The following is a 19,338-nucleotide window of genomic DNA, read 5'->3' as shown; positions in this document are numbered from 1 at the left end:
GACCTCCCTTTTGCCATCCTAAAATGGTTTGCTAAACACTCTTTTTTAACTTAGCAATCTTACCTTGTTGAATATAAACACTCAAAATGGCAATGTCAGCCGGATTAACCCCACTGATACGGGTTGCCTGGGCCAAGGTTTCCGGATGAATTTTCTGGAGTTTCTGACGGGCTTCGGTTGCAATCCCATCAATGGCATCGTAATCGATTTGATCCGGAATTTTCTTTTCCTCCATCCGCTTCATCTTTTCAACACTAGCTTCGGCTTTGGCGATGTAGCCGGCATACTTCGTTTGGATTTCAACCTGCTCGATAACATGGCGATCCAATGGTTGGTCAGGGGCCGGAATAAACTGCATCAACGCTTGGTAATCAACGTATGGGCGCCGCAGGAATACCGCCGCGATAACACCGTCCTTTAACGGCTTATCACCGTGAGCTTCAACAAATTCGTCGACGGCTTTTGAAGGTTTAATCCGAATGTTGTTCAACCGATCAATCTCTGACTCAATGGCCTTTTTCTTAGCTAAAAACTTGGCGTAACGATCATCAGAAATCAAGCCAATTTCATGACCCTTTTCAGTCAACCGCATGTCGGCGTTATCAGTCCGCAGCAGCAACCGGTATTCGGCCCGACTCGTCAAAAGTCGGTAAGGTTCCTTCGTGCCCTTGGTAACCAGATCATCAATCATCACACCAATGTAGGCTTCGTTCCGCTTTAAGACAAACGGACCCTTACCCAGCGCCCGGCGGCCAGCATTGATGCCAGCCATAATGCCTTGGCCGGCTGCTTCTTCATAACCGGAAGTGCCGTTTGTCTGCCCAGCAGTAAAGAGATTTTTAACCACTTTGGTTTCCAAAGTTGGCTTCAGCTGATAGGGCGCAACGACATCATATTCGATCGCATAGCCCGGCCGCATCATTTCGGCGTTTTCCAACCCGGAAATGGTGTGAAGCATTTTCTGTTGGACTTCTTCAGGCATTGACGTTGATAAACCGTCCACGTACCACTCCTCAGTCTTGCGCCCTTCAGGTTCTAAGAAAAGTTGGTGCCGGGGTTTGTCGGCGAACCGGACAATCTTATCTTCAATTGACGGGCAGTAGCGGGGGCCAACCCCTTCGATTACGCCGGTAAACATTGGGGCGCGGTCAAGATTGTCCCGAATAATTTTATGGGTTGTTTCATTGGTGTAGGTCAACCAGCAGGACAACTGATCTTTAACGGCCAAATAGTCCTTGTCGGCAGATTCAAAGCTAAAATGATGGGGCTTTTGATCGCCGGGCTGTTCCTCGGTTTTCGAATAGTCAATGGTTGTTCCATCAACCCGAGGTGGGGTTCCAGTTTTAAACCGTTCCAAATCAAATCCCAATTCTTCTAAGTTTCCGGATAATTTTTCGGCTGGCTGGGAATTGTTGGGACCGGATGCATACATCAGTTCACCAATGATGATTTTTCCACGGGCAGCGGTACCGGCAGCAATCACAACCGCTTTGGCATAGTATTTTGCGCCTGTATTAGTCACAACGCCCTTGCAGACCCCGTCTTCAACAATGAGTGATTCAACGATCCCCTGACGGAGCGTCAGGTTCGGTTCGTTTTCCATCGTGTGCTTCATTTCAGCGTGATAGGCGTGCTTATCCGCCTGGGCCCGTAATGCTTGGACAGCAGGCCCCTTACCAGTATTCAGCATTCGCATTTGAACGTAGGTCTTATCAATATTTCGACCCATCTCACCGCCCAAAGCGTCCACTTCACGGACGACGGTTCCCTTAGCAGGTCCGCCAACGGACGGGTTACATGGCATGAACGCTACCATATCCAAATTAATGGTAAGCACCAGCGTCTTATTGCCCATCCGAGCGGCTGCCAAAGCCGCTTCACTGCCGGCATGGCCAGCACCCACAACAATCACATCATAATCATGGCCGCGATACTTTTGCTTCACATCGCTTACTCGTAAACTTTTCAACTGAACTTTCCTCCAAATGTTTCACATGAAACAACTTATTTTCCTAAACAGAACTGACTAAATAACTGATCGATTAATTCATCCTGATAACTATCACCAGTGATTTCACCCAGAAAGTCCCAACAGCGGGTCATATCGATTTGAACAAGATCAACCGGCATCCCTTCATCCAAGCCTTTAATGACGTCTTCAAGAGCCTGTTTTGCCTGATTGAGTAACCCAATATGACGCGCGTTGGTTACCACAACATCGTTCTGACTGTTGGCAATGCCTTCACCAAAGAACATTTTGGCAATAATTTCTTCAAGTCCCTTGAGACCATCCGCCTTAATTGCGGACGTTGAGATGATATTGGACGGTTTTGTAAGCCGCTTAACCTCATCAACGTCAAGTTTGACCGGTAAATCCGTTTTATTTAAAATCACAATCCGTTGTTTTTTATCGGTTGCCTGAATTAACTGGCGATCCTCATCCGTCAATGCTTCACTCGCGTTAAGGACCAGCAAAACTAAATCGGCACTATCAATCGCTTTTCGAGAACGATCAACCCCAATTTTTTCAACTTTATCGGTGGTTTCGCGAATACCAGCAGTGTCAACTAACTTTAGCGGCACCCCACGCACGTTGGCATATTCTTCCAACACATCCCGCGTGGTTCCCGGCACATCGGTGACAATTGCTTTATCCTCGTGAAGCAGGTGATTCAAAAGACTTGATTTGCCGACATTCGGGCGCCCAATGATGGATGTCGCAAGGCCATCGCGAAGAATCTTTCCCTGTTTGGCCGTCTCTAATAACTGATCAATCCGAGCATGAACATCGGTGGCCTTTTCTCGTAATAGTTTACTTGTCATGGTCTCAACATCGTCATACTCAGGGTAATCAATGTTAACTTCGACCTGAGCCAAGACGTCGAGAATATCTTTTCGCAGGTGCTTAATTAAATGGGACAAATTGCCGTCCAGCTGACTGATCGCAGCCTTCATCGACCGATCGGTTTTGGCCTCAATTAAATCCATAACCGCTTCAGATTGTGATAAGTCAATTCGGCCATTTAAAAATGCCCGCTTAGTGAATTCGCCGGGCTCAGCCATTCGGGCGCCGTGACTTAAAATGAGCTGTAAAATTCGATTAGTCGCGACAATGCCACCATGACAATTAATTTCAATGATGTCTTCCTTCGTGTAAGTATGGGGAGCCCGCATGACTGACAACATCACTTCATCAATTTCTTCGTGGGTGTCCGGATCGACAATGTGGCCATAGTTAATGGTATTGCTGGCAACTTTATCCAAATTTTTTCCTCGATAAAGTTTCTTGGCAACGTCAAATGCCTCTTCACCACTAATCCGAACAATCGAAATACCGCCTTCACCAGGTGGTGTTGAAATTGCCGCAATCGTGTCAAATTCAGTCGTTGTTAAAACCATGATTCAGCTTCCTCCCGCATAAAAATCCAATAGTTCCACTCATTAAACCACAAAAAAGCGCTTAGGGCACAAAAAAAGTGCCCACTCCATGCGTAAAAAGCATGGATAAAGCACTTTGACTACTTTACCTAGTTAAGATAAGAATGATTACCTTCATCATATTTTAAAGTCCTTGATTTGTCAACGCTATTTTGGACCTGGTTCGCAATTTATTTGGGCGCAACTACAATGACCCGATGAGGTTCTTTGCCAGTTGAATACGTCACGACGTGGGGATTATCAGCCAGTGCATTATGAATTTGTTTGCGTTCAAAGGACGGCATCGGGTTCAAGTAAACCGGTTTGCCATTGGCGATGGCATTTCTGGCCGTTTTATCGGCAAGCTGAACTAACGCCTCACTACGCCGGTGGCGATAATCAGCGGTATCCAGCTCAACGTCAACGTTATTGGCGCCAGCTCGGTTAATATAAATTTGGCCAAGGTTCTGCAAAGCATTGATCGTTCGACCATGGCGGCCGATTAGTCGGCTTTCCTGTTCCGTATCCATATCAATGTAAATCGAATGGCGGTTGCGGACATCAAGCTTGAGGGTAAACGAAAATCCCATCGCTTCAAGAACGTCGTTTAAATAATCAGCGAGGTCCTGGGCAATTTTATCAAGATCAACATCTTCGCGGTCATCTTCAGAAGATGAATCTTCGCTCGACGTCTCGGCGCGTTTAATGGCTGCGGCAGGTGTCGGTGTGTGAGGATCAGTTTGGTTTGTGGTTTTGCTTTCTTTTGGGGTAAGTTCGACTTGAGCAGGTTTGCGACCGATGCCAAAGAAACCGTTTCTTGGCTGTTGAATGACATTGACTTCAACTTGGTCCTGATTGAGTGATAGTTCAGCTAAGCCTTTTTGCACTGCGTCTTGGATGGTTTTACCAGAGTAAATTGACATAATAAACTCCCTTTAATGGATTTAACTGATTTATAATAGCATAAAAAAGCAGCTTTATAAACGATTTTCGGCAAAAAACGCAAACTAAACGGAAACCTTATAAAATTTCTCATATTTTCAATCGTCATCTGACACTATTTCTCATGAGCCGATATAATTGGACTTGAAGCAACATTTCCCCAACGGAAAATTTCATTGGTAACTTAAGATTCAAAATCCGGTTTTCGATTTTAGGAAGTGATCATTTTTGGCAAACATTAATCAATACGATGCCGGAAGAAATATCGTTATTGACCGTCAACACCGGCTAGATAAACTGCAAGAGGCTCAGAAAATCACCTTTGCCAACTTGGGTGCATACGCCGTCATCATGACTGCTGAGCTGATTATCGGTTACTTTAACAACATTACCGTCCTCATCGCCGATGGGCTTAACAACCTCACCGGGGTTTGTGGTGCCGCCATTATCATTACTGGTCTCAAGATTTCCCGCCGGCCACCAGATTCTAATCACGTCCTGGGTCACTGGCAGTATGAAAACATTGCTGCCTTCCTATCGGCAACCATCATGTTTGCCGTCAGTATCCAAATTCTGGTCGACGGCGTCTTCGCGGTTCAACGATTCTTAGCGGGCGGATCGGTTCGCCCTAACGACTGGTCCCTGGGTGTCAGCATCACCTCTGCAATCGTCATTGCGATCTTGGCAAAATACAATTCAGCTAAGGGGCATCAACTCAATAACCAAGCGTTAGTCGCTTCCGGCCAGGACTTAAAAAGTGACGCTTGGACGAGTTTTGGCACCTTCCTATCAATTGGTGGGGCTTATCTGGGCGCTCAGTGGCTGGATGGAGCGGCAACTATCATTGTGGGCTTCTTAATTCTGTACGCCTCAATCACAATCTTTAGAACCACAATTATGCGTTTGACTGAAGGATTCAGCCCAAAAACGATTGAAACCTATTCCAAAACAATTAACCAAATTCCTGGTGTGCTGGGGGTTCAAGGCATTGAGCCACGCTGGCTGGGGGATCAAATCGTGATGAAAGTCGGCGTTTACCTCGATAATGACACCCGAGTAACCGAGGCCTACGCAATCGGGGAAAGGTTGAACACGCGTTAATGGAAAAATATGACATCCTCGATGCCGACGTAATGGCTTATCCTGTGAGCTTAAAGGATGAACCCAACCATGTTGATTAGCTTGCCACGCCACCATGAATTAAAGACAAAAATCACATAGTTTTCGTTTTTCGAAAACTTCTGCATGTTGAGCGTAAATTAAAGGCCGTTTTGAAATCGGATTGATTTCAAAACGGCCTTTAATTAATCTAGCTTACTTTCGTTTGCTTCGTTTTGCTTTTCTAATTGCTTTTTGAACGGCTCGTTTGCGTTCCCGTTCCTCACGCTGCTTCTTATCCCGCTCACGGCGAATCTTCCATGGGTTTTGAATAACAAGGGTTTGGCCAACTTGAAAGGCGTTAGTGATTACCCAGTAAAGTGACAAAGCAGATGGGAGGCTAATGGCCATAATCAGAATGAAGAATGGCATGCCGACGGTCATCATTGTTGTCATCGAGTTGGATTCAGGTTGACCCTTCATCGCCAACCAAGACGAGATAAAGGTGAAGAGCGCCGCCAGAACTGGCAAAATAAAGATTGGATCCGGATGCCCAAGTTGCAGCCACAAGAACGTCCCACTTCTTAAAATGTGGGTCCGCCAAATTGCCTGGTACAGCGCAAACAGAATTGGCATCTGAACGATTAACGGCAAACACCCGGCAATTGGGTTGATGCCAGCTTCAGCGTACAGCTTCTTCTGCTCAGCCTGAAGCTTCTGCATTGTTTCGGCATCCCGTGAGGAATACTTTTTTTGCAATGCCTTTAACTGTGGCTGCACTTCCTGAGTCTTTCGCATACTGCGGGTTTGATAAACCATTAACGGCAGAATGACAATCCGCACCAAAATGGTGAAGATAATAATTCCCATTCCATAATTGTCGTTAAAGAATTTAGATAACCAAATAATCGCCCGTGAAAAGTTCAGGACAACCCATCCATCCCAAATCCCAGTACTGTGATTTGTAATGGGCGTATTGCTACAGGCCGACAGAAAGACCGTCAAACTAAGCAGCGACAGTAAAACCGATATTTTCTTTATTCTTTTTCTCAATGTTTTTCCCCACCATCATAGTTGGAATCCAGTAACTTTGCTAATTTGAAGACGTGGATCAATCCTGACTTGACATCCTTCATCGGCATCTTGTCGGTTACCGGTCGTGCAATGACAATAAAGTCAACGTCCTGACGCAAGTCTGGCTTCAACTCCAAAATTGCCTGACGGATCCGTCTTTTGACCCAATTTCTATGTACTGCATTCCCAATTTTTTTCCCGACTGAAATCCCAACGCGAAAGTGAACTTGATCCGGTTTATCTAACGTATAGACAATAAATTGCCGATTGGCAACTGAGTTATGCGTTTCAAAGACCTTCTGGAATTCCGACTCTTTCTTAACGCGATACGATTTTCGCATGATCCATCTCCGTAAATAAAAATAATGAAAAAGACCACTGAATGGTCAGTGGTCTATGCAGACAATGATTTTCTACCTTTTTGACGACGGCGTGCTAACACTTTACGACCATTGCTGGTGCTCATTCGTTTACGGAAACCATGAACGCGAGCGCGATGACGCTTCTTTGGTTGGTATGTTCTCTTCATGAGAATTCCTCCTCTATCTATATAAACTATATAAAGTTGCGTTTAAGCATTTAATTTCGGATGTTCAAATGCATTTCCTCAATATATTAACATAGTTCGACCATAAATGAAATACACTTTTAGCAAGTCATTAAAAAAATCTGGATCCCTTAAATTTGTTTCATGCACAAAAACTGTGGATAAGTACCCCGTTTAATATAGTGAACGCGGATCATAGTCACAGGGTTATCCACAGGATCACAGACTGTGGTTAATGTTATCCACAGCCTGTGGATACTTTTGTGATTAATCCTCAAAAAGCTGGTAATATCAGCTTTAGTTATCCACATTCCGTTGTGATTTAGCATCATTTTTTTAGTGGTTTTCCACTTATCCACAGACTTGTTATTCAGACTTCCCACACCTGTGAAACATTTATGCACAGGCTGATTTTGCCTGTGGAAAACTTTTATCTGGAATGCTAGAATTAATTCTGGATTTTATAAACGACTAAATTAAGTGGGGGGCGTTTCAAGTGCTCGATAAGAATTCATTATGGCAAAAATTAAGCGAGCAGTTCCGCAAAAACACGACTGACCTAACCTATGACACCTGGGTAAAACCGGTCACGCCAGTCGATTTTGACGGCACAACATTAACACTGGCGCTTCCTTCTGAACTCCACCGCGATTATTGGAAAGAACAGTTAGCACCAAATTTGATTGAATACGCCTTTATCATTACTAAGGGGAATGTTGAACCAAAATTCGTTCTGGAATCGGATGTTAAGAAGGAAGCTGCCCAAAAATCCCCAACTGATGATATTGATTCCGACGGGGAAACGGATTCGGATGATACCTTTGCGTTTAGCAAGGAAAATCATCTGAATCCAAACTATACATTTGATAACTTCATCATTGGCAAGGGCAACCAAATGGCCCATGCGGCGGCATTGATCGTCTCTGAAGAACCCGGAAAACTTTATAACCCGTTGTTCTTTTACGGCGGCGTGGGATTGGGTAAAACCCATTTGATGCAGGCAATCGGTAACAAGCGGCTCGAAGACCATCCCGAAACCAACGTGAAGTACGTGACCAGTGAAGCCTTCACCAATGACTTTATCAATGCCATTCAGACTAATCGGACCGAAGAATTTCGGAAAGAGTATCGAAACGTTGATCTATTAATGGTTGATGATATTCAATTCTTTGCTCAAAAAGAGGGAACTCAGGAAGAATTCTTCCATACATTTAATGACCTCTATAATAACGATAAGCAAATCGTTCTAACTTCTGATCGGGTCCCCCAGGAAATTCCTAAGCTTCAGGAACGGCTGGTTTCCCGATTCGCTTGGGGATTACCAGTGGATATCACCCCGCCAGATTTGGAAACCCGAATCGCAATTTTAAAAAGTAAGGCGAAGTTGGATAATTTGGTTATTCCAAACGAAACGCTTTCCTACATTGCCGGCCAAATTAATTCCAACGTCCGCGAGTTAGAGGGTGCCCTGTCAAGGGTTCAGGCTTATTCAAAACTTAAAAACGAACCAATCACCACCGACCTCGTATACGAAGCGTTGAAGGGGCTCAAGCTCACCAAGGCCAACACTGAACTTTCTATCGTTGATATTCAAAATAAAGTTGCCAGCTATTTTCACATTTCAATCAGTGATCTCAAAGGCAAGAAACGCATGAAGTCAATCGTCATTCCCCGCCAAATTGCGATGTACCTGTCCCGTGAAATGACGAGTAATTCACTACCAAAAATTGGTAAGGAATTTGGCGGCAAGGATCACACAACCGTTATTCACGCTTGCGATAAAATCGCGGAGGTCATTAAATTGGATACCGATATTCGAAAAGAAATCGCAGATATCAAAAGTGCCCTTAGCTGAAATGGTATAATTGCTTGTGGATAAACTTTGAAAAAGCCATGCACTTATGCACAACTTTATCCACAGACTGAAACAAAGCAGGGACTGTCATTTTTAATAGTTATCCACATATCCACAGGAACTACTATTACTGCTTTTTTCTTTTTGATTTATTAATTAATATCTATATAACACTCCGGGAGGTCGACAACAGGCATGAAATTTACGATAAGCAGAATTGCATTTACAAAAGCACTCAACACCGTTTCAAGAGCAATCTCAACCAAAACTACGATCCCAATTCTGACAGGCTTAAAATTACAGGTAAACCAGAATGAATTAATTCTGACTGGTAGTGATGCCGATATATCGATTGAAACAACGGTTAAAGCGGATAATCCCGATAACTTACTGGCAGTTGAATCTGAAGGTGCCATTGTGTTACCTGCCCGTTTTTTTACCGACATTGTTAAAAAATTACCAGAAGATACTTTAACAATCGAAGTTGGCGAGAACTTTCAAACCATGATTACGTCCGGACAATCCTCGTTCACCATTAATGGGTTGGACGCAAATAATTATCCGCACTTACCTGAAATTGAAACCAACACATCAATTCCATTGGCGGCCGACTTACTTAAACAAATTATCAGTCAAACGGTAATTGCGGTATCAAATCAGGAAAGTCGCCCGATTTTAACTGGGGTTCACTTCACGCTTTCGGACACTAACTTTTTGGCGGTTGCCACTGACAGTCATCGATTGAGTCAACGAAAAGTTACTTTGGAAAATCCCGTTAACGGATCGTTTGACTTCGTTCTGCCGGGAAAAAGCTTGACGGAACTTTCCCGAATGATCGATGATACTCAGGATTCGGTCACCTTATCCGTTACTGAAAACCAGGCCCTCTTTACCATTGGTGATACGCTCTTTTATTCACGGTTGTTAGAGGGAAACTATCCCGACACCTCCCGCCTAATTCCGGACTCATTTGATACCCGAATTTCATTTGATGCTCCCGAACTATTAGCTTCAATCGAACGGGCCTCACTGTTGTCTCATGAATCTCGGAATAACGTGGTCAAAATAACCGTTAAACCGGATGAAAAATCGGTTACCATTTACGGGAATTCCCCGGATGTCGGCAACGTTGAAGAAGATATGAAACCCAAGTCAGTTGAAGGTAACGAACTTGAAATTTCCTTTAATCCCGATTATATGAAAGACGCGCTGCGATCTTTCAGTCAGGCAACTATTAACATCGACTTCACCTCGGCGTTAAGGCCATTCACGTTAACGCCAACTGAAGACAGTGACAGCTTTGTTCAACTCATTACCCCAATTCGAACGTTTTAAAATTACCCTTAACATTTCAGTCGCTTCAGACGGACCTTACAGAGGTCTTTCTGAAACGGCTTTTTTAGTTTCGCGTGATTATTGGCAATCCCCTTTCAATTGATTGAGAAGCATGTGAAAAAGAAACCAGTTATAACCATTTTTTTCTGGTTTTCCCTAAAACCAATAAAAGAATGTCGAAAAACAAAATCAATGTAAATTCAGCTTAAATTGCTCATATTTTTACTTCTCAGCAATTTTAGCCATTTTCTAACAAAAGTCCCCAAATTTCTATAAACAGCTTACAGTGCATATAAACCCCTTCAAACGTATACTTTTGGGGTGAAATGGCGTATAATAGATTATGTAAAAAGGTGGGTGAAATTGTGAAAAAAGAGATTTTCATTGATGGACCTTATATAACTTTAGGCCAATTACTTAAAGAGGAATCCGTTATTAGCAGCGGTGGTCAAGCCAAATGGTATCTAAGAGAAAATACCGTTAATGTTAATGACGAGCCCGACAATCGCCGCGGTCGCAAGCTTTATCCCGGTGATAACGTGGCAGTTCCCGATGTTGGCTTATTTTTTATTCGCTCAAAGCGGGACGATAAATGAGGTTAACTGAAATTGAGCTTCATCACTTTCGCAACTATGAAGATCAAGCGCTTCAGTTTTCAAAAGGAATCAACGTTTTTCTTGGGGCAAACGCGCAGGGGAAAACCAATTTACTTGAAGCAATTTATGTATTGGCACTAACCCGTAGTCACCGCACTTCCAATGAAAAAGAGCTTATCAACTGGCAAAGTCAGACGGCCCAAATTAAGGGCGTTATTCAAAAGCGTCTTGGCAACGTGCCAATTGAATTGGATCTTGGACCTAAGGGGAAACGCGCGAAAGTGAACCATCTGGAACAGGCAAAACTTTCCAGCTATGTCGGTCAATTAAACGTCATTCTGTTCGCGCCCGAAGACTTGTCAATTGTGAAGGGCGCCCCCCAGGTCCGGCGAAAATTCATGGACATGGAATTCGGTCAAATGAGCAATCGCTATTTATACAATTCCACCCAGTACAAGAAAATTTTAAAGCAACGCAATCGTTATCTGAAAGATCTGCAGCACCGGATTCAATCCGATAAGGTGTACCTGGATGTTTTGTCAGATCAACTGTCCGCTTACGGCGCTGAAATTATTCACCAACGACTCGCCCTTCTGAAGCAGTTGGAAGCTTTTTCTAAAAAAATTCATACCGAAATTTCTCAGGGTAAGGAAACCTTAAGCTTCATGTACCAAACGGCGGTACCGGATGATCAGCTTCAATCGGTGGATAGCATTTATCAAAGTTTGCTGAAACAGTTTAGTCGAATTAAAGATAAGGAAATTCAACGGGGCACAACCCTACTGGGACCGCACCGAGACGACCTTAAATTTGCAATTAATGAGCGTGAAGTTCAATCGTTTGGGTCCCAGGGTCAGCAGCGGACAACGGCACTCTCCGTTAAGCTCGCTGAAATTGACCTGATGAAGGAACAAACGAGTGAGTACCCGATCCTGCTTTTGGATGACGTGCTGTCTGAACTTGACGATTATCGACAAACTCACTTACTAACCGCAATTCAGGACAAGGTGCAGACGTTTTTAACCACCACCAGTTTAAGTGGGGTTCAAGAAGAACTGTTAAGTGACCCCAAAATTTTTCGGATCACCAATGGCAAAGTATCACTTGAAGAATCATAAAGGAGAGACAACATGGCAGACGAAAAAGAAACAAAAAAAGAGCTTGCAAACGAATATGACGCCAGTCAAATTCAAGTTCTTGAAGGCTTGGAAGCTGTTCGTAAACGTCCCGGAATGTATATTGGGACAACGTCATCTCAAGGACTTCACCATCTGGTGTGGGAAATCGTTGATAACGGGATCGATGAAGCTTTAGCAGGCTTCGCCAAAAAAATTACTGTAACCGTTGAAAAAGACAACAGCGTGACCGTGACCGATGATGGCCGGGGAATTCCGGTGGATATCCAAAAGAAGACTGGAAAGCCTGCTTTGGAAACGGTCTACACGATTCTTCATGCTGGTGGTAAGTTTGGCGGCGGCGGATACAAAGTTTCCGGTGGTCTTCACGGGGTTGGGGCGTCGGTTGTTAACGCCCTGTCTAAGGAATTAGACGTTGCCGTTACGCGAAATGGCAAGGTCTACTACATGGACTTTGCCCGGGGTCATGTGACAACGCCGATGAAGGTGATTGATCATGTTTCCGATGACTTACACGGGACTAAAGTTCACTTTGTACCGGATCCTGATATTTTTCGGGAAACGACCACCTATGATATTAAAATTTTAACGGCGCGCCTGCGGGAACTCGCCTTTCTAAATAAGGGCCTGCGAATTGTGATTCGTGATATGCGGCCGGAAAAACCAACTGAGAAGGATTTCCTCTACGAAGGGGGAATCTTACACTACGTTGAATATCTGGATCGTGATAAGGACACTCTCTTGGACGAACCAATTTACGTTGAAGGCGTGGAAAACGGGATTACCGTTGAAGTTGCCATTGATTATTCTGAAGATTATCACAGCACGTTAATGACCTTTACGAATAACATTCACACTTACGAAGGCGGGACTCACGAAGAAGGCTTTAAGCGGGCCTTAACCCGGGTTGTTAATGACTATGCTCGTAAAAATAATTTAATTAAGGACAATGAAGCCAACCTTTCCGGCGAAGATGTTCGTGAAGGCACCACGGCCGTTGTCAGCATCAAGCATCCGGATCCTCAATTTGAGGGGCAGACCAAGACCAAACTTGGCAACTCTGATGCCCGGACAGCGACTGATCGGATCTTCAGCGATCATTTTTCAAAATTCCTGATGGAAAATCCCAAGCTTGCCCGGAAAATCGTTGATCGCGGTTTATTAGCTTCGAAAGCCCGATCCGCGGCCAAGCGCGCTCGGGAAGTCACTCGGCGCAAGAGTGGTCTGGAAATTAGTAACTTACCTGGTAAGCTGGCTGACAATACCAGTAAAGATCCGCGAATTTCGGAATTGTTTATCGTCGAAGGGGATTCCGCGGGTGGTTCTGCTAAACAGGGACGTTCGCGGTTGACCCAGGCAATTTTACCTATTCGAGGCAAAATTTTAAACGTCGAGAAGGCCAGCATGGACCGGATTTTGGCCAACGAAGAAATTCGGTCACTGTTCACCGCAATGGGCACCGGCTTTGGGGATGATTTTGATCTATCCAAAGTCAACTATCATAAGCTGATTATCATGACCGATGCCGATGTTGATGGGGCGCATATTCAAACGCTGTTATTGACGCTGATTTATCGTTATATGCGGCCGTTAATTGACGCCGGCTACGTTTACGTTGCCCAGCCACCTCTGTATCAAGTGCGTCAGGGTAAAATGCAGCGATACATTGATTCTGACGAGGAACTTAACCAATTTTTGGGAACCTTACAGCCATCACCGAAACCAGTGATCCAACGGTATAAAGGGTTAGGTGAAATGGATGCCGAGCAGCTTTGGGATACCACAATGAACCCAGAAAATCGCCATCTGCTACGGGTTGAATCAACGGACGCTGCGGAGGCTAACCACGTATTCTCGATGCTGATGGGTGACAAGGTTGAACCTCGCCGTGAATTTATTGAAGATAACGCCACATTCGTTGAAAACCTGGATGTTTAACCAATTTATTTGTGAGTGATTGGTTAAAAAGGTGTCATTTCCAGCTTAACTGTTTCATGTGAAACATTTAGGTGTCTGAATTTTGAATGGAGGTAGAAATTTTGGCCAACGAAAACAATCAAGATGGTGATTTTCCAGGGAGAATTACCAATGTTGACCTGTCTAAAAAAATGCGAACATCCTTTTTGGACTACGCAATGAGTGTCATTGTTGCTCGGGCGCTTCCAGATGTTCGTGATGGCCTAAAGCCGGTTCATCGCCGAATCCTGTATGATATGAATGAATTGGGCGTTACGCCTGACAAACCCTATAAGAAATCAGCCAGAATCGTTGGGGATGTCTTGGGAAAGTATCATCCCCACGGTGATACGGCCGTTTATGAATCAATGGTACGAATGGCCCAGCCATTTAGCTATCGGTATATGTTAGTTGACGGGCACGGAAACTTCGGCTCTGTCGATGGTGATGGCGCGGCTGCCATGCGGTATACCGAGGCGCGGTTAAGCAAGATTGCGCTGGAAATGCTGCGGGACATTAATAAAGACACGATTGACTTTGAGCCAAACTACGATGGGACCGAAAGAGAACCCAGCGTCTTGCCGTCACGATTCCCGAACTTGCTGGTCAACGGCGCCTCAGGCATTGCCGTTGGGATGGCCACCAATATTCCACCACATAATTTATCGGAAGTAATCAGTGCCATTCACGTCTTGATGAAGAATCCGGATGCGACAACCGCAGACTTGATGGAAGTTTTGCCGGGACCTGATTTTCCAACTGGCGGTGTCGTCATGGGAAAATCCGGCATTCGCAAGGCTTATCAGACTGGCCGGGGTTCAATTATTCTTCGGGCTAAAGTTGAAATTGAAGGCGATGCGAATGGTAAGCAACGGATCATTGCCACCGAATTACCCTACATGGTCAACAAGGCTAAGCTGATTGAACGGATTGCTGAATTAGCTCGTGATAAGCGAATTGAAGGCATTACTGATATTAACGATGAATCTGACCGTGAAGGTATGCGGGTTGTAATCGACGTTCGGCGGGATGCCAGTGCCGAAGTGATTTTAAATAATCTGTACAAGTTAACGCTGATGCAGACATCGTTTAGCTTTAACATGCTGGCAATTGTGAAGGGAACGCCAAAGATTCTCAGCTTAAAGGAGATTCTTCAGTATTACCTGGAACACCAAGTTGAAGTGATTCAACGCCGGACCAAGTACGAATTAAAGAAAGCCCAAGCCCGCGCTCACATTCTTGAAGGATTGCGGATTGCGCTTGATCACATTGATGAAATTATTAAGATTATTCGTGGATCCCAGACGGGGGAAGTTGCCAAGAACCAATTAATCGATGGCTTCGGTTTGAGTGATAAGCAGGCCCAAGCAATTTTGGATATGCGGCTGGTTCGACTGACCGGTTTGGAACGCGAAAAGATTGATAAAGAATACAATCAACTGATGAAGGACATCGAAGAGTACAAGGCAATTCTTGGAAGTCGGGATCGCGTTAACCAGATTATTTATGAAGAATTATTGGAAATTCAGAAGAAATTTGGGGATGCCCGGCGGACTGAATTACTGGTCGGTGAAGTCCTTAGTCTTGAAGATGAAGATCTGATTGAAGAAGAAGACGTCATTGTGTCACTCACCCACAATGGGTACATCAAACGGCTACCAACGACTGAGTTTAAAGCTCAAAATCGTGGTGGCAGAGGCGTCCAGGGGATGGGCGTTCATGACGACGACTTCGTGGAACAACTTGTTTCGACCTCAACCCATGACGTGCTGTTATTCTTTACCGATGCCGGGAAAGTTTACCGGATGAAGGGATATGAGATTCCGGAATACGGTCGTTCAGCCAAGGGAATTCCGATTGTTAACCTGTTGAACATTAACTCTGGTGAAAAGATTGAAGCGGTCATCAACGTGTCGGATCGAAAGCAGGACATTCAAAAGGACCTGTTATTTGTCACGTTGGACGGAACGGTCAAACGCACGCCGGTTTCGGATTTTGCCAACATTCGCAGCAATGGTCTGATTGCCATTCACCTGAAAGATAAGGACCAGTTGATTAATGCGTTGATCATTAACAAGGATCAAAACATTATTATTGGGACTCACTTGGGTTACGCAATGAGTTTTAAGGCCAGTGACGTTCGTTCCATGGGCCGTTCAGCTACTGGTGTTCGGGGGATTCGCCTGCGAGACAACGATTACGTTGTTGGCGCTGACGTTTTGAATCCGGACAGTAAGGTCTTTATCATTTCCGAGAAGGGCTTTGGTAAACAGACGCCCGCCGACGAATATCCCATTAAGGGTCGTGGCGGTAAGGGTGTTAAGACTGCCAATGTGACGAAGAAGAACGGGCCGCTTGCCGGATTAACCACCGTTAATGGTGATGAAGATATTATGCTCATCACTGACAAAGGGGTTATGATTCGGTTTGGCATCGAGGATGTTTCTCAAACTGGTCGATCGACGCTGGGTGTTCATTTAATCAAGATTGATGATGACGCCAAGGTGTCAACCATGGCAAAAGTTGAGAAACAGGATGATGAAGCGGCCGACGACGAGTCAAAGTCGGATGCCACTGATAATTCTGATTCACAAACCTCTGAGGATCATTCGCAAAACACCGAGAATGACGATTCAGATGACCAAGATAATTAAACTTAAGAAGATAATGAAACGGAAAATCCGGTATGGGGTTTTTCGTTTTTTTGGTGGGTAAAAAAATAGTCTAAATGTTTGACTTACTTTTTGTAAGTGTTACGCTAAGGTTATAAATTCGATTTTAACTTTGGAGGCTTTTAAATTATGGCAATTGTAAATGGCTACAAACAAAACGAAAACGAAAAGAAACTTGATATTTTAAACTTACCTGAGCTTGAAGAAAAGGCTAAGCAAATCATTCCAACCGGCGGATTTGGCTACATTGTTGGCGGATCCGAAGATGAATGGACACTGCGAGCTAATCGCCAAGCATTTACCCACAAACAAATCGTGCCGCGCGCATTGAGCAACATTGAGAAACCTGAACTCGATACTAACGTCTTCGGCTTGCCGCTAAAGACACCCATCATGATGGCTCCAACTGCCGCTCAGGGACTTGCCCATGTTGAAGGCGAAAAGGACACTGCCCGTGGCGTTGCTGCAGCTGGCGGCTTAATGGCCCAGAGTACCTATTCATCAACATCGATTTCAGACACGTCAGCTGCGGGTAACGGTGCCCCGCAATTCTTCCAACTCTATATGAGCAAGGACTGGACATTCAATGAGTCACTCCTAGATGAAGCTAAGAAGGCTGGCGTTAAGGGGATCATTTTGACGGTTGATGCGACCGTCGATGGTTACCGGGAAGCTGACATTATTAACAACTTCCAGTTCCCAATTCCAATGGCAAACCTGACGAAGTTTAGTGAAGGCGACGGCAAGGGCAAGGGAATTGCAGAAATTTACGCATCAGCTGCCCAAAAGATTGGCCCAGATGATGTTAAACGAATTGCTGATTACACCGATCTCCCAGTAATCGTTAAGGGAATCGAGTCTCCTGAGGATGCCCTCTATGCAATTGGCGCCGGCGCAGCTGGGGTTTACGTATCCAACCATGGTGGCCGTCAATTGAACGGTGGCCCAGCTTCATTTGACGTTTTGGAAGATGTTGCCAAAGCCGTTAACGGGCGGGTCCCAATCATCTTTGATTCTGGCGTTCGCCGCGGTTCAGATGTCTTCAAAGCATTGGCATCCGGCGCTGATTTAGTCGCTCTTGGCCGACCAGCAATTTACGGTTTGGCACTTGGTGGTGCTCAGGGTGTTCAATCAGTCTTTGAACATCTCGGTGACGAATTGAAGATTATTATGCAGTTAGCAGGAACTAAGACGATTGCTGACGTTAAGAAGACAAACCTACTCAACATTAAGTACTAATTTCGCGACAAAGTAACCATAACAAACAAATCGACACCTTTATTGATATTGGGGTGCCGATTTTTTTGTGTAGATCTTATTTTTGAAGAAAGTCCGCGCCCATTTGCGTATATAATGAGTGTATCGTAAATCGTATTAGGCATATTGATATTTGATTGGAAACATGGTATTATACTTATTTGTGAGTATCTGAGTAAAAACAGAAACTCTCCTTGCTCTCGGGTAGAGGGCCATAAGTCCACAAGGAGGTGCAATCATGGAAGAAAAGAAATACGAAATCACTTACATCATCCGTCCAGATATCGAAGAAGATGCTAAATCTTCACTTATCGAACGATTCGACAAGATCGTTACTGACAATGGTGCTAAGATTCTCGATTCAAAAGACTGGTCAAAACGCCGTTTCGCATACGAAATTGGCGGATTCAATGAAGGAACCTATCACGTTATCACTTTAACGAGTGACACTGATACGGCTTTGAACGAATTCGATCGGCTTTCAAAGATCAATGATGACATTTTACGTCACATGATCGTTGTTCGCGATGACTAATAAATCATTCTAATATGAGGGGAGCAATTCAGCATGCTTAATCGTGCAGTTCTAACGGGACGCCTAACCCGCGATGTCGATCTACGATACACACAGAGCGGAACCGCCGTCGGTTCGTTTACACTTGCTGTTGATCGGAACTTTACCAATCAGCAGGGCGAACGAGAGGCTGATTTCATTAACTGCGTAATCTGGCGAAAATCCGCTGAAAATCTTGCCAACTTCGTTCACAAGGGGTCTCTTGTTGGAATTGATGGGCGTATCCAAACCCGAAATTATGAAAATCAACAGGGACAACGGGTTTATGTGACTGAAGTGGTTGTCGATAACTTTGCGTTGCTTGAGCCACGTTCCGCACGGAACAACTCAAACAATCAGCAGGGTGGCAATGCTCCTCAACAGAATAACGGAAATAACAATCCGTTCGATAATACGAATAGTAATAATTCGAACCCAAATCCTAATAATAATGGTGGCAATAACGCCAACAATAATAACAATGGCAATGGTGGTCAGCAGAATAATTCTAATGATCCATTTGCTAATTCTGGGGATTCAATTGATATTTCCGATGATGATTTACCATTCTAGAAATGGTAAACAAACTATCATGAGGAGGAACTAATATGGCTCAACAAAGACGTGGTGGCCGTCGTCGCCGCAAGGTTGACTTTATCGCCGCTAACCACATTGAATATATTGATTACAAAGATATTGATTTGTTGAAGCGGTTTGTTTCAGAACGGGGAAAGATTCTTCCTCGTCGAGTTACTGGAACGAGCGCTAAACATCAACGTAGCTTAACAATTGCTATTAAACGTGCACGGATCATGGGCTTAATGCCATTTGTATCTGAAGACTAATAGTATGGGAGGTCTGAATGAAACTTCGGTTTTGTTCAGGTCTTTTTTTGCTTTC

General features: G+C 44.4%; 17 protein-coding genes. 11 read left to right on the top strand and 6 right to left on the bottom strand.

Annotated features, from left to right (window positions below; all coding sequences use genetic code 11):
* Positions 1-31 precede the first annotated feature (31 nt).
* From mnmG to jag, 3 genes are all read right to left on the bottom strand, one after another.
* A complete protein-coding gene (gene mnmG / locus FD47_RS03065) occupies positions 32-1,969 on the bottom strand; it encodes a tRNA uridine-5-carboxymethylaminomethyl(34) synthesis enzyme MnmG (protein WP_054732867.1) in 1,938 nt (645 codons plus the stop codon).
* A gap of 35 nt (positions 1,970-2,004) precedes the next feature.
* The gene (mnmE, locus tag FD47_RS03060) at positions 2,005-3,399 is read right to left on the bottom strand and encodes a tRNA uridine-5-carboxymethylaminomethyl(34) synthesis GTPase MnmE (protein ID WP_008213436.1); all 1,395 of its coding nucleotides are present in this window, start codon (positions 3,397-3,399) and stop codon (positions 2,005-2,007) included.
* 209 nt (positions 3,400-3,608) lie between these two features.
* Positions 3,609-4,340, bottom strand: coding sequence for an RNA-binding cell elongation regulator Jag/EloR (gene jag / locus FD47_RS03055; RefSeq protein ID WP_054732870.1), 732 nt, complete (start codon positions 4,338-4,340; stop codon positions 3,609-3,611).
* A 247-nt stretch (positions 4,341-4,587) separates the two neighbouring features.
* Between jag and FD47_RS03050 the strand changes: the two genes are divergently transcribed.
* Entirely contained in the window at positions 4,588-5,460 is an 873-nt protein-coding gene (locus tag FD47_RS03050) for a cation diffusion facilitator family transporter (RefSeq protein ID WP_225425040.1), read from the top strand.
* A gap of 213 nt (positions 5,461-5,673) precedes the next feature.
* On the opposite strand, the gene yidC is transcribed toward FD47_RS03050, so the two are convergent.
* The 3 genes from yidC to rpmH are packed head-to-tail and all read right to left on the bottom strand — an operon-like array spanning position 5,674 to position 7,060.
* Complete coding sequence (gene yidC / locus FD47_RS03045; protein ID WP_056980029.1) at positions 5,674-6,510, bottom strand: membrane protein insertase YidC; 837 nt, start codon at positions 6,508-6,510, stop codon at positions 5,674-5,676.
* Entirely contained in the window at positions 6,507-6,872 is a 366-nt protein-coding gene (gene rnpA, locus FD47_RS03040; RefSeq protein ID WP_008213432.1) for a ribonuclease P protein component, read from the bottom strand. Before rnpA ends, yidC begins: the two co-directional genes overlap by 4 nt.
* Positions 6,873-6,925: 53 nt before the next feature.
* Entirely contained in the window at positions 6,926-7,060 is a 135-nt protein-coding gene (rpmH, locus tag FD47_RS14970) for a 50S ribosomal protein L34 (protein ID WP_013729124.1), read from the bottom strand.
* Positions 7,061-7,574: 514 nt separating this feature from the next.
* Here rpmH and dnaA point away from each other — a divergent pair.
* The 10 genes from dnaA to rpsR all read left to right on the top strand — a co-directional run bounded on the left by dnaA (position 7,575) and on the right by rpsR (position 19,283).
* The gene (gene dnaA, locus FD47_RS03035; protein ID WP_008213431.1) at positions 7,575-8,933 is read left to right on the top strand and encodes a chromosomal replication initiator protein DnaA; all 1,359 of its coding nucleotides are present in this window, start codon (positions 7,575-7,577) and stop codon (positions 8,931-8,933) included.
* A gap of 195 nt (positions 8,934-9,128) precedes the next feature.
* Entirely contained in the window at positions 9,129-10,268 is a 1,140-nt protein-coding gene (gene dnaN, locus FD47_RS03030) for a DNA polymerase III subunit beta (RefSeq protein WP_008213430.1), read from the top strand.
* Between the two features lie 326 nt (positions 10,269-10,594).
* On the top strand, positions 10,595-10,864 hold the full coding sequence (gene yaaA / locus FD47_RS03025; protein WP_171035015.1) for a S4 domain-containing protein YaaA: 270 nt from the start codon (positions 10,595-10,597) through the stop codon (positions 10,862-10,864).
* Positions 10,861-11,982 carry a DNA replication/repair protein RecF gene (recF, locus tag FD47_RS03020; RefSeq protein WP_054732874.1) on the top strand — a complete coding sequence of 374 codons (1,122 nt, stop codon included), beginning with the start codon at positions 10,861-10,863 and terminating at the stop codon, positions 11,980-11,982. Before yaaA ends, recF begins: the two co-directional genes overlap by 4 nt.
* A gap of 12 nt (positions 11,983-11,994) precedes the next feature.
* On the top strand, positions 11,995-13,938 hold the full coding sequence (gene gyrB / locus FD47_RS03015; protein WP_056980028.1) for a DNA topoisomerase (ATP-hydrolyzing) subunit B: 1,944 nt from the start codon (positions 11,995-11,997) through the stop codon (positions 13,936-13,938).
* Positions 13,939-14,024: 86 nt separating this feature from the next.
* The gene (gene gyrA, locus FD47_RS03010; RefSeq protein WP_054732877.1) at positions 14,025-16,610 is read left to right on the top strand and encodes a DNA gyrase subunit A; all 2,586 of its coding nucleotides are present in this window, start codon (positions 14,025-14,027) and stop codon (positions 16,608-16,610) included.
* A 147-nt stretch (positions 16,611-16,757) separates the two neighbouring features.
* Complete coding sequence (locus FD47_RS03005) at positions 16,758-17,867, top strand: lactate oxidase (protein WP_008213423.1); 1,110 nt, start codon at positions 16,758-16,760, stop codon at positions 17,865-17,867.
* 256 nt (positions 17,868-18,123) lie between these two features.
* On the top strand, positions 18,124-18,420 hold the full coding sequence (gene rpsF / locus FD47_RS03000) for a 30S ribosomal protein S6 (RefSeq protein WP_008213420.1): 297 nt from the start codon (positions 18,124-18,126) through the stop codon (positions 18,418-18,420).
* Between the two features lie 33 nt (positions 18,421-18,453).
* Positions 18,454-19,011: a single-stranded DNA-binding protein gene (gene ssb, locus FD47_RS02995; protein WP_008213419.1), complete on the top strand. Its 558-nt coding sequence runs from the start codon at positions 18,454-18,456 to the stop codon at positions 19,009-19,011.
* A gap of 35 nt (positions 19,012-19,046) precedes the next feature.
* Positions 19,047-19,283 carry a 30S ribosomal protein S18 gene (gene rpsR / locus FD47_RS02990; protein ID WP_008213417.1) on the top strand — a complete coding sequence of 79 codons (237 nt, stop codon included), beginning with the start codon at positions 19,047-19,049 and terminating at the stop codon, positions 19,281-19,283.
* The last annotated feature ends 55 nt before the right edge of the window (positions 19,284-19,338 follow it).

It is taken from the genome of Lentilactobacillus parafarraginis DSM 18390 = JCM 14109, assembly GCF_001435895.1.
GTDB classification, from domain to species: Bacteria; Bacillota; Bacilli; order Lactobacillales; family Lactobacillaceae; genus Lentilactobacillus; species Lentilactobacillus parafarraginis.
This window is presented reverse-complemented; position numbering and strand designations above follow the sequence as displayed.

Bases quoted from the DNA above. Each gene is read 5' to 3' on its own strand.
- mnmE (WP_008213436.1), bottom strand. From the start codon at position 3,399: ATGGTTTTAACAACGACTGAATTTGACACGATTGCGGCAATTTCAACA.
- yaaA (WP_171035015.1), top strand. From the start codon at position 10,595: ATGGCGTATAATAGATTATGTAAAAAGGTGGGTGAAATTGTGAAAAAA.
- rpsF (WP_008213420.1), top strand. From the start codon at position 18,124: ATGGAAGAAAAGAAATACGAAATCACTTACATCATCCGTCCAGATATC.
- rpmH (WP_013729124.1), bottom strand. From the start codon at position 7,060: ATGAAGAGAACATACCAACCAAAGAAGCGTCATCGCGCTCGCGTTCAT.
- recF (WP_054732874.1), top strand. From the start codon at position 10,861: ATGAGGTTAACTGAAATTGAGCTTCATCACTTTCGCAACTATGAAGAT.
- gyrA (WP_054732877.1), top strand. From the start codon at position 14,025: ATGGAGGTAGAAATTTTGGCCAACGAAAACAATCAAGATGGTGATTTT.
- rnpA (WP_008213432.1), bottom strand. From the start codon at position 6,872: ATGCGAAAATCGTATCGCGTTAAGAAAGAGTCGGAATTCCAGAAGGTC.
- FD47_RS03005 (WP_008213423.1), top strand. From the start codon at position 16,758: ATGGCAATTGTAAATGGCTACAAACAAAACGAAAACGAAAAGAAACTT.
- jag (WP_054732870.1), bottom strand. From the start codon at position 4,340: ATGTCAATTTACTCTGGTAAAACCATCCAAGACGCAGTGCAAAAAGGC.
- dnaN (WP_008213430.1), top strand. From the start codon at position 9,129: ATGAAATTTACGATAAGCAGAATTGCATTTACAAAAGCACTCAACACC.
- ssb (WP_008213419.1), top strand. From the start codon at position 18,454: ATGCTTAATCGTGCAGTTCTAACGGGACGCCTAACCCGCGATGTCGAT.
- gyrB (WP_056980028.1), top strand. From the start codon at position 11,995: ATGGCAGACGAAAAAGAAACAAAAAAAGAGCTTGCAAACGAATATGAC.
- rpsR (WP_008213417.1), top strand. From the start codon at position 19,047: ATGGCTCAACAAAGACGTGGTGGCCGTCGTCGCCGCAAGGTTGACTTT.